The following is a 14848-nucleotide window of genomic DNA, read 5'->3' on the forward strand; positions in this document are numbered from 1 at the left end:
GATCGTGGTGACAAACGGTCTGGACGTCAGTGATGTCCATCGGGGGGATAGTCACTGAGCAAAATGATAAAAGGGCGCTAATAAATCGATAGGCTGAATATCAGCTGCTTAATGGCGTTATTTGAGACGTGTCTGCTTTCTTGCAGGAAATTTCTCACAAGACAATTCTTAATGATTTATCGTTATAAATCATGATCTTTAATGACGTCATCTGGCGCCAATTGCCTAATTTTTGCAGGAAAACTCCTAAGAAGGTTCTGAAGGCGAGGTATTTGCGGGGGTGTTTGGGAAAGCGTAGCGGGTAAAGCTTTCCAGAAGGATAAGAACTTTTTTTCTTGCGGCGGAGGCGCGCTCACTCAGGCGGCGTGCAATGCTACAAAGTGCGCACACTTTCGGGTAAACTAGCGCGTTAGTTTTTATCTCCTTTCACCGAATCGTCAAAAAAGACTGAAAAGCCATGTTTGAAATTAATCCGGTCAAAAATCGTATCCAGGACCTCAGTGAGCGCAGCGACGTTCTTCGGGGGTATCTTTGACTACGATGCCAAGAAAGAACGCCTCGAAGAAGTAAACGCCGAGCTGGAGCAGCCTGACGTCTGGAACGAACCTGAGCGCGCGCAAGCGCTGGGTAAAGAACGTGCTTCACTGGAAGCGGTAGTGGAAACCTTAGATCACATGACGCAAGGCCTGGAAGATGTGCAGGGCCTGCTGGATCTGGCGGTGGAAGCTGACGACGAAGAGACTTTCAACGAAGCGGTTGCCGAGCTTGATGCACTGGAAGTGAAGCTGGGCGAACTGGAATTCCGTCGTATGTTCTCAGGCGAATATGACAGCGCCGACTGCTACATGGACATTCAGGCCGGTTCCGGTGGCACCGAAGCGCAGGATTGGGCCAGCATGCTGCTGCGCATGTATCTGCGCTGGGCGGAAGCCAAAGGCTATAAAACCGAAATTATTGAAGAGTCAGACGGTGAAGTGGCCGGAACCAAATCCGCCACCATTAAAATCATCGGCGACTACGCGTTTGGCTGGCTGCGTACCGAAACCGGCGTTCATCGCCTGGTGCGTAAGAGCCCGTTCGATTCCGGCGGCCGTCGTCACACCTCATTCAGTTCGGTGTTTATCTACCCGGAAGTGGATGACAACATCGATATCGATATCAATCCTGCCGATCTGCGTATCGACGTTTACCGCGCCTCCGGTGCGGGTGGCCAGCACGTTAACAAAACCGAGTCTGCAGTGCGTATTACCCACTTGCCGACCAACATTGTGGTGCAGTGCCAAAACGACCGTTCACAGCACAAGAACAAAGATCAGGCCTTCAAGCAGTTACGCGCCAAGCTGTACGAATATGAGATGCAGAAGAAAAACGCGGATAAGCAGGCAGCGGAAGATAACAAATCTGATATCGGCTGGGGCAGCCAGATCCGTTCTTATGTTCTCGACGATTCACGCATCAAGGATCTGCGTACCAGCGTAGAAACCCGCAACACCCAAGCGGTGCTGGATGGCGATATCGATCGTTTTATTGAAGCAAGTTTAAAAGCAGGGCTATAAGGAACCGACATGTCTGAACAACAACCGCAGAGCGCTGATGCCGCCCTTGAGTTAAACAACGAACTGAAAGCGCGTCGCGAAAAACTCAGCGCGCTGCGTGAAAAAGGCGTGGCGTTTCCTAACGATTTCCGCCGCGATACCACGTCCGATGTGCTGCACGCCAGCTATGACGCGAAAGAGAATGAAGAGCTGGAAGCGCTGGGCGTTGAAGTGAGCGTGGCCGGTCGTATGATGACGCGCCGCATCATGGGTAAAGCGTCATTCGCGACCCTGCAGGATGTCGGCGGCCAGATTCAGATCTACGTCTCACGCGACGATCTGCCAGAAGGCGTCTACAACGAGCAGTTCAAAAAGTGGGATCTCGGCGATATCCTCGGTGCGCGCGGTAAGCTGTTCAAAACCAAAACCGGTGAGCTGTCGATCCACATCACTGAGCTGCGTCTGCTGACCAAAGCGCTGCGTCCGCTGCCGGACAAATTCCACGGCCTGGCCGATCAGGAAACCCGTTATCGTCAGCGTTATCTCGATCTGATCTCCAACGACGATTCGCGCAAAACCTTTAAAATTCGCTCACAAATCATGGCCGGCATTCGTCAGTTCATGGTTAACCGCGATTTTATGGAAGTGGAAACCCCGATGATGCAAGTGATTCCGGGCGGCGCGTCTGCGCGTCCGTTCATCACCCATCATAATGCGCTTGATATCGATATGTACCTGCGTATTGCGCCGGAGCTGTATCTGAAGCGTCTGGTGGTTGGCGGTTTTGATCGCGTGTTCGAGATCAACCGCAACTTCCGTAACGAAGGGATTTCGCCACGCCATAACCCAGAGTTCACCATGATGGAACTCTATATGGCGTATGCGGATTACAAAGATCTGATCGAACTGACCGAAAGCCTGTTCCGTACGCTGGCGCAGGATGTGCTGGGCACCACGGAAGTGCCGTATGGCGATCACAGCTTCGATTTCGGTAAGCCGTTCGAGAAGCTCACCATGCGTGAAGCGATCAAAAAATACCGTCCGGAAACTGACCTGAGCGATCTGGAAGACTTTGATAAAGCGGTAGCGATTGCCCAATCACTGCACATCAAAGTTGAGAAGAGCTGGGGCCTGGGCCGCGTCGTTACAGAGATCTTCGAAGAGACCGCTGAAGCGCACCTGATTCAGCCAACCTTCATCACCGAATACCCGGCTGAAGTATCACCGCTGGCGCGTCGTAACGACGAGAACCCGGAAATCACTGACCGCTTTGAGTTCTTCATCGGCGGCCGTGAAATCGGTAACGGCTTCTCAGAGCTCAACGATGCAGAAGATCAGGCTGAGCGTTTCCTGCAGCAGGTGAATGCGAAAGAGTCTGGCGATGACGAAGCGATGTTCTACGACGAAGACTACGTCACCGCGCTGGAACACGGCCTGCCGCCAACCGCTGGTTTGGGTATTGGTATCGACCGTATGGTGATGCTGTTCACCAACAGCCACACCATCCGCGACGTGATCCTGTTCCCGGCACTGCGCCCGACCGGTAAGTAGTATTTCGCCGCAGTCCCCCATCCCGGTCCGTGCTCGCTGTCCCCCTCCTCGGTCCTCCCCCATAAATGGGGGAGGAAGATGCTGCAAAATGTGAGTTCTGAAGCTGCATGTGGCAGCATCTCCTTCCCCCGCTAGCGGGGGAAGGCCGGGATGGGGGACAGCCAGCACATTCTCCCCAACACAAAATTCCTGATGACAACCCGGCACGCTCTGTGCAGGATGGTTTTTTTCTTTTTCAGGGAATCACCATGAGTGCAAAAGCGGCAACGTTAGAGGGCCGGATTCGTCAGCACTGGGATCAACTCTCCAGCCACGAGCAGCGACTTGCCGATGTGCTACTCGCCGCACCAGGCCAGTTAGCCATGAACACCGCCACCGAACTGGCACACAGCGCGGGCGTGTCCAAAGCCACCACCACGCGCTTCTTCCGCCATCTTGGCTATGAAAGTTATGAAGCCGCACGTCGCCAGGCGCGTGACATGCAAAGCAGCGGTTCACCGCTCTATCTGCAACCGGCACCCAGCGCGTCGCCGTTAGCGAGCATCATGCAGCAGCATCTGGAAAGAGAGATCGCCAACCTGGTCAACAGCTATCGCACGCTGGACAGCGAACAGCTGCAGCAGGCGGTCAGCGCCATCAGCCAGGCGCGCCGCGTAGTGGTAATGGGTTGGCGCCACAGCCAAACCATCGCGCATCTGATTTATCGAGACCTGATCCATATTCACTCCGATGTGCGTCTGCTGCCGCGTCCCGGCGATTCGCTGGCGGAACATATAGCGGCGTTGACCGCAGAGGATGTGGTGATCTGCGTCGGTCTGCGTCGTCGCATGCCCGCGCTGGAGGCGGCGATGAACGCGCTGGCCGAGCGCAATGTGCCGATGTTGTATATCGCCGACGTGCTTTCCGGCAAACCGGCGCGCCATGCGCAGTGGGTAATCCGCTGTCACACCGACAGCAGCCTGATTTTCGACAGCACCGCCGCGCTCTCTGGCGTGTGTAATCTGCTCTGTTCACTGGTGGCCCGGCAAATGGGTAAAGCCAGCAACGATCATCTCGCGCAAATCGAAGCGCTGCACCAATCCCTCGACGAACTGGAATAATGCGCCTCGCTGGCGCATTGTGCGCCAGAAAAATCACCAAAACGGTGCAATTCTGTCCAGTGCCCACCCATCCAATTATCCCCGCCTTACCGTGTGTGAAATCGTAGAAATTAAAAATAAAAATTAAGAAACAGGAGTTTCCATTTGATTATACTAAATAAAATCTGGTTTTTATCAGGTTTCCCTGCATGGTAGTGAAAAAGCTGGCACAAAATATGCTCAGTAGAAAAAGACATTTCACCAACACCAGGGAAACACCATAATGAAAAAAACAGCACTGCTGATTGCCGCACTTCTCTCCGTAGGCACCGTGGCGCAGGCGCAAGCCGACACGCTGGCCGACATCAAAAGCAGCGGCAAAATCACCGTCGGTATCGATCCAACCTTTCCTCCATATGAATACACCGATGATAAAGGTGAGATCACCGGTTACAGCGTGGCGATCATGCAATCCTTCGCCAACGATCTCGGTGTGAAACTGGAGTTTCAGAAAACCGCCTTCAGCGGCATTCTGCCGGGCCTGATTTCGGGCTCCTTCAATGCCGAAGGTTCATCCCTTAACGTCACGGCGGAACGCGCGAAGAAAGTGCTGTTCACCGTGCCGTACAGCAAAACCGTCAACGGCGTGCTGGTGCGTGAAGCCGAGGCAAAAACCTTCAGCGGCAAAACCCTGAGTCCGGAAAGCTTGTCGGGTCTGCGCGGCGCGGTGAAAACCGCCAGCGTGCCAGAGCAACTGCTGAAGGGCTTCAACGAGCAGTTGAAGAAAGAGGGTAAAAAACCGATCACCATCATCAACGTCGATTCACTCGATCAAACCGTCAGCACGCTGATGACCAAACGCGCCGACTTCGTTTATGACGACATCTCGGTACTGGCGCCGGTAGCAAAAAAATATGCCGGCAAAGTGGCGCAGGTAGGTGAAGTCGGCCCGTCGCAGTGGATGGGTTGGGCGACACGTAAAGAGGATGGCAGCCTGAATAAAGCCATTAGTGACCACATCCTGGCGATGCAGAAAGCGGGCGAACTGACCAAACTGCAGCAGCAGTATCTCGGCACCACCTTTACCATGCCCGCTAGCGACTTCATCCCGCAGGAGTAATTATGTGCCATTCCAACCTGACGGTGCCCGCCGGCTTTGGCAAAACCTTCCGCGTGCGCAAGGGCCAGTTTATTACCGTGATTGATAGTGAAGGGCAGCAGGCGGCCGATTTCGTCGCGGTTAACGCCGATGACCTGAACGAGAAACTGTCGCCGGTGCACACGCGTCAGCAGCTGCGCTCGCTGTTCTTCAAGCCGGGCGACGCGCTGTGGTCGAGTGAAAACCGCCCGATGCTGCGCATTCTTGCTGACAGCATCGGCATCCACGACGCCAACGTGCCCGCCTGCGATCGCACCCGTTTCAGCATTGATTTCGGTGTCGAAGGGCATCGCAACTGTGTCGATAACCTGCTGGAAGGGATGAAGGCGTTTGGCGTTACCTATTTCTCGCTGCCGGAACCGTTCAACCTGTTCCAGAACGGCCCGGTCACAGCCGATGGCCGCATGGAAGTGACCGATCCCAACAGCAAAGCGGGCGATAGCATCACCTTTGAAGCGCTGTGCGATCTGATCTGCGCGGTCTCATCCTGCCCGCAGGACATTATTCCCGGCAACGGCCTGCAGGTGACGCCAATCGACATCGTGGTCAGCGACCATTTTCACGCTCAGGAGATGAATCATGCTGTTAATGCGTGAAAGTTATGAAGAAACCGCCGTGCGCACGCTGGCTGAACCGGTGCAGGTTGCAGCGGGCAGCATCGGTTCGATTCGCGTGCTGCGTGGCCAGTTACTGCGCATCACCGCTCAGGGCGACGGCGCGGTGGCTTCGCTGTTTGGCTTTAGCCTGGCCGATCCCGCCGTGTGGCTGTCGGTGCATCACACGCGGGTGTTTAGCAACAGCTACCTGCTCGGTTCCGGCATGCGTCTGGTGAACAACCGTCGTCGTCCGATGATGGTGCTGGGCAAAGACAGCGTGAAGCGTCACGACCTGCTGTTGCCGGCCTCCACCACGGCGTTTCTCGCTGAGCGCGGTTATCCGGGCGAAGGTTGTCTCGATGCGCTGCGCGGCGAGCTGGCGCGTCTGGGCATGGTGGTGCCGAAGCTGCCGGATCCCATCAATCTGTTTATGCACGTCAAGCTGACGCGTGAAGGCGAGATTCTGCCGGAAACCAACCTGACCCAAACTGGCGACAGCATTACCTGTCGCGTGGTGATGGACACGCAGTTCATCGTCTCCGCCTGTAACACCGGCATTGAGGGCAACGATCGTCCCGCGCCGCTGCTGCTGTCAGTGGCGGAAAACCTGCACGACTTTAACGCGGAGTAACGCATGGGGCTGGATCAACAGGTAGTGGCCGCGCTGCCGGAACTCGGACACGGCCTGCTGATGACGCTGGTGCTCACCGTGCTGGCGTCATTAGTCAGCGTGGTGATGGGGCAGCTCGGCTGCTTCCTGCAGCTGCGTCGTGCCTGGATCTGGCGCGCCATCGGGCGTTTCTATGTCAGCGTGATGCGCGGAACGCCAGCGATTGTGCAGCTGTTTGTGGTGTTTTTCACCTTGCCGCGGCTGGGATTGGGCGGTCAGCCGATGCTGGCGGCGGTGATTGCCATTGGCCTCAACAGCGGCGCGTACGTGGCGGAAATCCTGCGCGTGAATCGCAGCCTGGTGACGCGCGGACAGCTGGAAGCGTCGCGCACGCTGGGTCTGAGCCGCCTGCTGACATGGTGGTACGTCATCAATCCCCAAGTGATGCGCGCCAGTCTGCCGATGCTGGTGAATGAATTCACCATTCTGCTGAAAACCACGCCGCTGGCGTCGGTGGTGGCGCTCACTGAACTGACCTACGCCGGACAGATCGTCATCGCCCGCACCTACGAAGCCACGCAGGTGCTGCTGCTGGTGGCGGCCGGTTATCTGCTGATCGCCATGCCGTTAATTGCGGCGGCGCGTCGTTTAGAAGCGAAGCGGAGGTTAGCGTAATGGATTGGCAGGCAATTATCACCTCTTTGCCGTCGCTCGGTGACGGCCTGATCGCCACCTTGCAGCTTTGTCTGGTGGCGGCGCTCTGCTCGCTACTGTGGGGCGCGCTATTGGCCGTGCTGCTGATGCGTGCCTCGCGGTTCTGGCTGCGTTTGCTCAATCTTTACAGCGGCTTAACCCTCGCGCTGCCGCTGCTGGTGGTGATCTATCTGCTCTATTTTGTGTTGCCGGAATATGACATCACGCTGTCGTCGCCGGTGGTGGGCGTGCTGGCATTGACGCTCTACTACGCGCCTTACATTGCGCAGGTGATCCGCTCGGCGATTGATGCGCTGCCGCAAGGGCAGTGGGAAGCGTGCCGCGTATTGGGCCTGAGCCGCAGCGAACAACTGCGTGACGTGGTGCTGCCGCAAACGCTGCCGCAGATGCTATCGCCGCTGGTCGGGCTGATGATCGGTTTGATTAAAGACTCCGCGCTGCTGTCGATTGTCTCGGTGCAGGAGTTTATGTACGCCGCCAAACAGGCGATTTCGGATACCTACGCGCCGCTGGAGATCTATCTCACGGTGGCGCTCTGTTACTGGCTGCTCAACAGCATCATCGATTGGTTGGCGCGCGGCCTTGAATCTCGCATGACGCGCTATCGTCGTGCCATGCAGCATTAATCAGGAGAACAACATGTCGGCTGAATTTCAGCATCGCGAAGCGGTGACCATCCCGGCACGCTACGGTAAAGCGGTGCGCCTGAAGAGAGGTGAAGCGGTGCAGGTGATTAACCTGCACGGCACGCAGGTGGTGGATTGCTGGGCGTACAACGCTGAGGATGTGAGTGAATATATGTGTATGGAGGCGACGCGCGTGTGGAATCAGCGTCTCAATCCCAAAGTGGGCGACAGCTTTATCACCAGCCAGCGCCACCCGATTTTGACGCTGGTGGCGGATACCTCGCCAGGCGTGCACGACACCTTTATGGCGGCCTGCGATGCGCGTCGTTATGAGCTGCTCGGCTGCACCGAACCGCATCGCAACTGCCATGACAATCTGTTTGAAGGCATGCGTGAGCTGGGCGTGACGCTGCCGCATGGCAATCTGGCCTCGTTTAATATCTTTATGAATATTCAGGTGCAGCCGGATGGCATCACGCTGAAGACGCTGCCGGTGGTGACGAAGCCGGGCGACTATATTGTGCTGCGCGCCGAGATGGACTGTTTTGTGGCGTTTTCCGCCTGTCCGCAGGATATCGTCAGCATTCAGGGGCAGGGCGACAACACCCCGCGCGATGCCGAACTGCGTATCCTGACCAGCGGTTTCCCGCAGGTGCAGGTGCAGGGAGCGTGGGTTCCGGCTTGATGGTGCATGCTGTCCCTGTGCACGCTGTCCCCCATCCCGGCCTTCCCCCATGAATGGGGGAAGGAGACGCCGCCACATGCAGCTCCCCAACTATCATATTGCAGCATCTTCCTCCCCCATTTATGGGGGAGGACCGAGGAGGGGGACAGCCAGCACCGACCCAGGAGGGGGACAGCCAGCACCGACAGCCAGCACCGACCGGGATGGGGGACAGCAGGCACAATCCTAAGACTTCACCACCCCATCCAGCCACGCCTGAAAACGTGCGTACGGTACATACAGCGCCACATTCTTAAACAGCGTTTTGCCGCTTTTATTGTCATCAATCTGGCTGCTGTAACCGACAATCACCCCCGCCAGCGTATCATCGCTGGCGTTATACACCGCGCCGCCGGACATGCCTTTCACCACGCCGGCATTGGCCGCCACTACCACACAGCTGGCTTTGTTCCAGTCATTCGCCAGCGTGGTATTGATCAGATTCTTGCCGCTTGACGCTACCGGCATCGCGGAAATAAAGCTGTAGCCATACAGATTCACGTCGTCGCCGATATGGCTATTGCGGAACGGCGGCGGCAAATTGGCTTCGCTGTTTTTATGGTACACCACGGCGATATCGCATTCGGGATGCCAGGCTTTCACCCGATAGAGTGAATACTTCGCCACGTGGGCCGCCGTCAGGCTGTATTCGGGCGTGAGAGGAATGGTGGTGCCAAGCGCACCAATGCCCAGCACCGTTGGAATGCCGGTGACGGTCATATCGACGCGTTTTGCTGCTTCTTTGCTGTATTCGTAATGCCCAACAGAGCAGCCGCTTAGGCAGCCAACCGTTAGCGCGATGAGCCATCGCATACGCTTTCCCCTCGATTTTTGACACCCCATAACCGGGCAATCCATTGAGGTATCGGCAGTGCACGTCCATCTTTTACTGTTTGATTTTTCGCCAAAAGCTGACTCACTGTGATAACGATCACACCCTTCTCAAGCGTAGCGCGGAAACCTCCATCTGTCTCAATGGTTAGTCAGTGACATTTTCGCGCGCAGGGATTATTGCTACAGGCGCAAAATAGTCTTGCGGCGCGCAGGGTGGTTGGCATGGAAGGGCTATGCTTTAATAACAATGTGACGCAGTTCAAATTTTAATAAGCGTCTGTTGTCACCGTACTGCGTTCGCAGTGCGGCCCGCCTGCAAAAAATTATTGGGAGAGTATGTTATGCCTGTTGCATTACTGGCGCTGGCGCTGAGTGCGTTCGCCATCGGCACCACGGAATTCGTCATTATGGGATTGCTGCCCGAGGTGGCGGGCGATCTGCAAGTGACCATTCCTTCTGCGGGATGGCTGATCAGCGGCTACGCGCTGGGCGTCGCTATTGGCGCGCCGATCATGGCGTTGCTGACCGCCAAACTGCCGCGTAAACGTACTCTGATTCTGCTGATGATCATCTTCATCATCGGTAACGTGCTCTGTGCATTGGCCTACACCTACAACCTGCTGATGCTGGCGCGTGTGGTGACGGCGCTGTGTCACGGTGCGTTCTTCGGCATCGGTGCAGTGGTGGCGGCGAGCCTGGTCGCTCCAGGTAAACAAGCTTCTGCCGTGGCGCTGATGTTCACCGGTTTGACGCTGGCCAACGTGCTCGGCGTGCCGCTCGGCACCTGGTTTGGTCAGATGTTTGGCTGGCGCGCCACCTTCTGGGGCGTGGCGATCATCGGCATCTTCGCCTTTATCGCGCTGATGGTGAGCCTGCCGACCAACAAAGAAGAGAAGCCGGTGCATCTGGCGAGTGAAATCAGCGCGCTGGCCAACGGCAAACTGTGGCTGTCGCTGCTGATGACGGTGTTCTTTGCGGCGGCGATGTTTGCGCTGTTTAGCTACATTGCCCCGCTGCTGTTGCAGGTGACCGGTATCTCGGATCGGGGTGTTAGCTGGACGCTGTTCCTGATTGGCGCGGGTCTGACCGTCGGCAACATCCTCGGCGGCAAGCTGGCCGACTGGAAAGTGTCGTTCAGCCTGATCCTCAGCTTTGTGCTGATTGCAGTGTTCTCGCTGCTGTTCAGCTGGACCAGCCATGCGCTGTGGCTGGCGGAAATCACGCTGTTCCTGTGGGCGATGGCGACCTTCGCCACCGTGCCGGGCTTGCAGATTAACGTGGTGCGCCACGGCAAAGATGCGCCGAATCTGGTCTCTACGCTGAATATCTCCGCCTTCAACGTCGGCAATGCGCTCGGCGCGTGGGTCGGTGGCGCGGTGATCGAGAAAGGGTACGGCCTGACGTCGGTGCCGGTTGCCGCTGCTGCGCTGGCCGCGGTCGGATTGGTGATCTGCCTGATCACCTTCCGCAAAGCGGGCGGGCAGGGCGAAGCGGTCAACGCTTAAGCCAGCCGCTCGGCAATACGTTGTGGAAACGCCGCCACGTGCCGTTGCAGGTGGTCGCAGAAGTGATCGACCAGCGCCGAAGCCGGTCGATGCTGCGGCCGCACCAGACTCACGGTGAAGGGCACGGCAATACTGAAGCGACGCATCACCACACCGCTGTCGGCGTAATCCAGCGCCGTCAGCGGATTCACAATCGAAATCCCCACGCCCGCGCGCACCATCGCGCACACTGACGCCGCACTGTGCGTCTCCAGCACCAGACGACGCTCCACATTCTGCTCATGAAACAGGGAATCCAGCAGCTGGCGATAGCTATCGCTGCGCGACAGGCTGACGTAGTTTTCACCGTGGAAATCCTGCGGCGTCAGCACCTCGCGCTGACACAGCGGATGCTGTGGCGGCAGCACGCACACTTCGTCACAGGTCAGCAGCGGCAAACGTTCGGTGCCCGCCGGTGCGTGTTGGGTTTCGGTCAGGCCGAGATCGTAACGCTGTGCCGACAGCCACTCTTCCAGCAACGGCGACTCCTGCGGAATGATATTCAGGCTGACCTGCGGATAGCGCTGAAGAAAGGGCTGCAGCAGCGGCGGCAACAGCGACTGCGAAAACACGGGCAGGCAGGCGATCGACAATTCACCCTGACGAAACTGACGCAATCCTTCGGCGGCATCCATGATGCGATCTAGCCCGTACCACGAGCGCTGCACCTCTTCGTACAGCCGCAAGCCTTGCACCGTTGGCTGCAGGCGGCCGCGCACCCGTTCGAACAGCTGCAGGCCGAGCTGCTGCTCAAGGCGCGCCAGTTCGCGGCTCACCGTAGGCTGCGAAGTGTGCAGCAGCGTCGCGGCCTGCGTCAGGTTGCCGCTGGTCATCACCGCGTGAAAAATTTCGATATGTCGCCAGTTAATTTTTGCCATTGTCTCCTCCAGATAACCCATATCATATTTGTATAGACGTCGCTAAAACAGATATTTTTCTGAATTGATGCGCTGTGGCTAAATAGCCTCAATGACACAGGAGAATTGACATGCCACGCCCACTCAACAACACCGAAACCGCGTTAACTGCCGCCAACTTACTGCCGCTGGCGCAGCGTTATGCCGGCCCATTCTGGGCTTATGATGCGGTGATTATTCAGCAGCGCATTGCGCAGCTCGGCGCCTTCGACGTGGTGCGTTTTGCGCAGAAAGCCTGCTCCAACATCCACATTTTGCGTCTGATGCGTGCGGCGGGTGTCAAAGTCGATTCGGTGTCGCTGGGTGAAATCGAGCGTGCTATTGCCGCCGGTTATCAGCCGGGCGGCGAAGATATCGTCTTCACCGCCGATGTGTTTGATCAGCCAACCCTGACGCGTATCGCCGAGCTGAAAGTGCCGGTCAATGCCGGTTCGGTGGATATGCTGCATCAACTGGGCGAGCTGTCACCGGGCCACGCGGTGTGGCTGCGCATCAATCCGGGTTTTGGTCACGGTCACAGCCAGAAAACCAACACCGGCGGTGAGAACAGTAAACACGGCATCTGGCACAGCGATCTGCCGCTGGCGCTGGCGGCGATTCAGCAGCACGGCCTGCGTCTGGTCGGCCTGCATATGCATATCGGTTCCGGCGTGGATTATGGCCATCTGCAGCAGGTGTGTGACGCGATGGTCGATCAGGTGGTGGCATTTGGGCAGGATTTGGAAGCGATTTCTGCCGGTGGCGGTTTGTCGATTCCGTATCGTTTTGACGAAGAAGCCATTGATACCCAGCACTATTACGGCTTGTGGAACGGCGCGCGTGAGCGTATCGCTGCGCACCTCGGTCACCCGGTGAAACTGGAGATTGAGCCAGGCCGCTTCCTGGTTGCTGAATCGGGCGTGCTGGTGTCACAGGTACGCGCGGTAAAAGAGATGGGCAGCCGTCACTTTGTGCTGGTCGATGCCGGTTTCAGCGATTTAATGCGTCCGTCAATGTACGGCAGCTATCACCACATTTCTCTGCTGCCGGTCGATGGCCGCGCGCTGGGCGACGCCACCGTGGAGAGCGTGGTGGCCGGTCCGCTGTGTGAATCGGGCGACGTGTTCACGCAACTGGAAGGTGGCAAAGTGGAAACCCGTGCGCTGCCTGTGGCGCAGGTCGGCGATTATCTGGTGTTCCACGATACCGGCGCGTATGGCGCGTCGATGTCGTCGAACTACAACAGCCGTCCACTGATTCCGGAAGTGCTGTTCGAGAATGGCGCGGCGCGTGAAATTCGTCGTGCGCAGACCATTCAGGAGCTGCTGGCGCTGGAGCTGATTTGATGAAGATCGTCGCGCTCAGCGAGGTGCCGCATCATGCTACGCAGATCACCGATTGGCTGTGGCAGGCGTTTGGTGACGGTACGTCGCGTGAGTTTTACCACAGCATTGTGCGCAGCAGCCTCAACGGCGCGGACTTTCCGGTGACCTTCGTGGCGCTCGACGGCGACATACCGCTCGGTACGGTGGGATTCTGGCGCTGCGATTTGATCAGCCGTCAGGATCTCACGCCGTGGGTGGCGGCGCTGTTTGTTGAGGAGTCCGCGCGCGGCAAGGGATTGAGCAAAGCGCTGCAGCAGCATGTGATCGATTTCGCGCAGCAGCGCGGTCATGACAAGCTGTGGTTATGGTCCACCTTTGGCGGCTATTACGAACGTTTTGGCTGGCAGTATCAATGCGACGCGCTGGAGTTCCCGGATGTGCGGGTGAAGGTGTATTCGCGGGATTTGTGATGGGTGCGCGTTGTCCCTCATCCCAGCCTTCTCCCGCAAGCGGGAGAAGGAGCCGCCCGAGCAAGCTGTAAATCCGAGGTCCACTCCACCTAATCATTCCCTCTCCCGCTTGCGGGAGAGGGTTAGGGTGAGGGAAAGCGCGCACCAGGATTTAACCCGGCCCACTCACCGAATGCCGTCTTACCAGCGTCGGGCTAAACATATTGGTCACTTCCGGCATCTCGCTGCCATTGGCTAACGCCAGCGCCAGTTGCGCCGCCTGTTGCGCCATCGTGACTATCGGATAACGCACCGTCGTCAAACGCGGACGCACATAGCGCGACACCAGCACATCATCGAAGCCAATCAGCGACATCTCTTCCGGCACGCGAATGCCGTTATCACTCAGCACCGCCAGCGCACCGGCGGCCATCGAATCGTTGTAGCAGGCCACCGCGGTGAACTGCTTGCCGCGTCCCATCAATTCGGTCATCGCTTGTTCGCCGCCCACTTCGTCCGGTTCGCCCCACGCCACCAAACGGTCATTACACGGCAAACCGTGCTCTTTCAGCGCGTCGTAATAGCCTTGCAGACGATCTTCGGCATCGGAAATGGTGTGCGTGGAGCAGATAAAGGCGATTTGCGTATGGCCTTGCTGAATCAGATGACGCGTTGCCAGCCAGGCGCCGTAGCGGTCATCCAGCGCGATGCAGCGATGTTCAAAGCCTTTCAGCAGGCGATTCAGCAGCACCATGCCCGGCACCTGCTTCATCAACATCTCTAAATCGTCGTCGGGGATTTTCTTAGCATGCACCACTAAGGCGGCGCAGCGATGGCGCATCAGTTGCTCAATCGCCTGACGCTCTTTTTGCTCATTGTGGTAACCGTTACCAATCAGCAAAAAGTTGCCGGTCTGGCCCGCAACTTCATCCACCGCTTTGACCATCGCGCCAAAAAACGGATCGGAAACATCGCCCACCACTAAACCCAGGGTTTCGGTGGATTGCTGCGCGAGGGCGCGTGCGTTGGCGTTCGGGTGATACTGCAACTGCTCCATTGCCGCCGTAACGGCGAGGCGAGAACTCTCGCTGGCTTTGGGCGAATTATTGATGACGCGGGAGACGGTCGCAACCGACACCCCAGCCATACGGGCAACATCCTTAATGGTAGCCATGCGATTATCGACATCCGGGAAAACGTTTACAC

The 14848-nt window shown here is 57.4% G+C and carries 15 protein-coding genes; 12 read left to right on the forward strand and 3 right to left on the reverse strand.

All coding sequences use genetic code 11. The annotated features are described in order from the left end of the window. Nucleotides 1–457 precede the first annotated feature (457 nt). The 9 genes from prfB to IB226_RS16610 all read left to right on the forward strand — a co-directional run bounded on the left by prfB (nucleotide 458) and on the right by IB226_RS16610 (nucleotide 8555). Nucleotides 458–1556 (forward strand): peptide chain release factor 2 gene (gene prfB, locus IB226_RS16570; RefSeq protein ID WP_110867985.1). Its coding sequence is split into 2 segments (ribosomal slippage): nucleotides 458–532 and nucleotides 534–1556, totalling 1098 coding nucleotides; the frame shifts between segments, so codons are not numbered across the junction. 9 nt (nucleotides 1557–1565) lie between these two features. Then, the gene (gene lysS, locus IB226_RS16575; protein ID WP_101761966.1) at nucleotides 1566–3086 is read left to right on the forward strand and encodes a lysine--tRNA ligase; all 1521 of its coding nucleotides are present in this window, start codon (nucleotides 1566–1568) and stop codon (nucleotides 3084–3086) included. 248 nt (nucleotides 3087–3334) lie between these two features. Continuing rightward, nucleotides 3335–4186 (forward strand): MurR/RpiR family transcriptional regulator, encoded by an 852-nt coding sequence (locus IB226_RS16580; RefSeq protein WP_192236472.1) that lies wholly within the window; start codon nucleotides 3335–3337, stop codon nucleotides 4184–4186. A 262-nt stretch (nucleotides 4187–4448) separates the two neighbouring features. Continuing rightward, on the forward strand, nucleotides 4449–5285 hold the full coding sequence (locus tag IB226_RS16585; protein ID WP_192236474.1) for a transporter substrate-binding domain-containing protein: 837 nt from the start codon (nucleotides 4449–4451) through the stop codon (nucleotides 5283–5285). Between the two features lie 2 nt (nucleotides 5286–5287). Then, a complete protein-coding gene (locus IB226_RS16590; RefSeq protein ID WP_192236476.1) occupies nucleotides 5288–5920 on the forward strand; it encodes a DUF1989 domain-containing protein in 633 nt (210 codons plus the stop codon). Next, entirely contained in the window at nucleotides 5904–6551 is a 648-nt protein-coding gene (locus tag IB226_RS16595) for an urea carboxylase-associated family protein (protein ID WP_192236477.1), read from the forward strand. The genes IB226_RS16590 and IB226_RS16595 overlap by 17 nt, the downstream gene beginning before the upstream one ends. Nucleotides 6552–6554: 3 nt before the next feature. Beyond that, complete coding sequence (locus IB226_RS16600; RefSeq protein ID WP_008108217.1) at nucleotides 6555–7205, forward strand: amino acid ABC transporter permease; 651 nt, start codon at nucleotides 6555–6557, stop codon at nucleotides 7203–7205. Continuing rightward, a complete protein-coding gene (locus IB226_RS16605) occupies nucleotides 7205–7870 on the forward strand; it encodes an amino acid ABC transporter permease (protein ID WP_192236478.1) in 666 nt (221 codons plus the stop codon). The genes IB226_RS16600 and IB226_RS16605 overlap by 1 nt, the downstream gene beginning before the upstream one ends. 13 nt (nucleotides 7871–7883) lie before the next feature. Continuing rightward, nucleotides 7884–8555 carry a DUF1989 domain-containing protein gene (locus tag IB226_RS16610; protein ID WP_137386382.1) on the forward strand — a complete coding sequence of 224 codons (672 nt, stop codon included), beginning with the start codon at nucleotides 7884–7886 and terminating at the stop codon, nucleotides 8553–8555. A gap of 225 nt (nucleotides 8556–8780) precedes the next feature. Here IB226_RS16610 and IB226_RS16615 read toward each other — a convergent pair whose 3' ends face one another. Continuing rightward, the gene (locus IB226_RS16615; RefSeq protein WP_101761972.1) at nucleotides 8781–9407 is read right to left on the reverse strand and encodes a hypothetical protein; all 627 of its coding nucleotides are present in this window, start codon (nucleotides 9405–9407) and stop codon (nucleotides 8781–8783) included. Between the two features lie 362 nt (nucleotides 9408–9769). On the opposite strand from IB226_RS16615, the gene IB226_RS16620 reads away from it, so the two are divergent. Then, nucleotides 9770–10933 carry an MFS transporter gene (locus IB226_RS16620; protein ID WP_101761973.1) on the forward strand — a complete coding sequence of 388 codons (1164 nt, stop codon included), beginning with the start codon at nucleotides 9770–9772 and terminating at the stop codon, nucleotides 10931–10933. Here IB226_RS16620 and IB226_RS16625 read toward each other — a convergent pair. Beyond that, nucleotides 10930–11850, reverse strand: coding sequence for a LysR family transcriptional regulator (locus IB226_RS16625; protein WP_192236479.1), 921 nt, complete (start codon nucleotides 11848–11850; stop codon nucleotides 10930–10932). The genes IB226_RS16620 and IB226_RS16625 overlap by 4 nt on opposite strands. 110 nt (nucleotides 11851–11960) lie before the next feature. Here IB226_RS16625 and lysA point away from each other — a divergent pair, with 110 nt between their 5' ends. After that, the gene (lysA, locus tag IB226_RS16630; protein WP_192236480.1) at nucleotides 11961–13214 is read left to right on the forward strand and encodes a diaminopimelate decarboxylase; all 1254 of its coding nucleotides are present in this window, start codon (nucleotides 11961–11963) and stop codon (nucleotides 13212–13214) included. Further along, complete coding sequence (locus IB226_RS16635) at nucleotides 13214–13663, forward strand: GNAT family N-acetyltransferase (RefSeq protein ID WP_101761976.1); 450 nt, start codon at nucleotides 13214–13216, stop codon at nucleotides 13661–13663. The genes lysA and IB226_RS16635 overlap by 1 nt, the downstream gene beginning before the upstream one ends. A gap of 151 nt (nucleotides 13664–13814) precedes the next feature. On the opposite strand, the gene galR is transcribed toward IB226_RS16635, so the two are convergent. Further along, nucleotides 13815–14816, reverse strand: a complete 1002-nt coding sequence (gene galR, locus IB226_RS16640; protein ID WP_036649453.1) for an HTH-type transcriptional regulator GalR — start codon at nucleotides 14814–14816, stop codon at nucleotides 13815–13817. Between the last annotated feature and the right edge of the window lie 32 nt (nucleotides 14817–14848).

The sequence above is a fragment of the Pantoea sp. PNT03 genome, assembly GCF_014852515.1.
Taxonomy (GTDB): Bacteria; Pseudomonadota; Gammaproteobacteria; order Enterobacterales; family Enterobacteriaceae; genus Pantoea; species Pantoea leporis.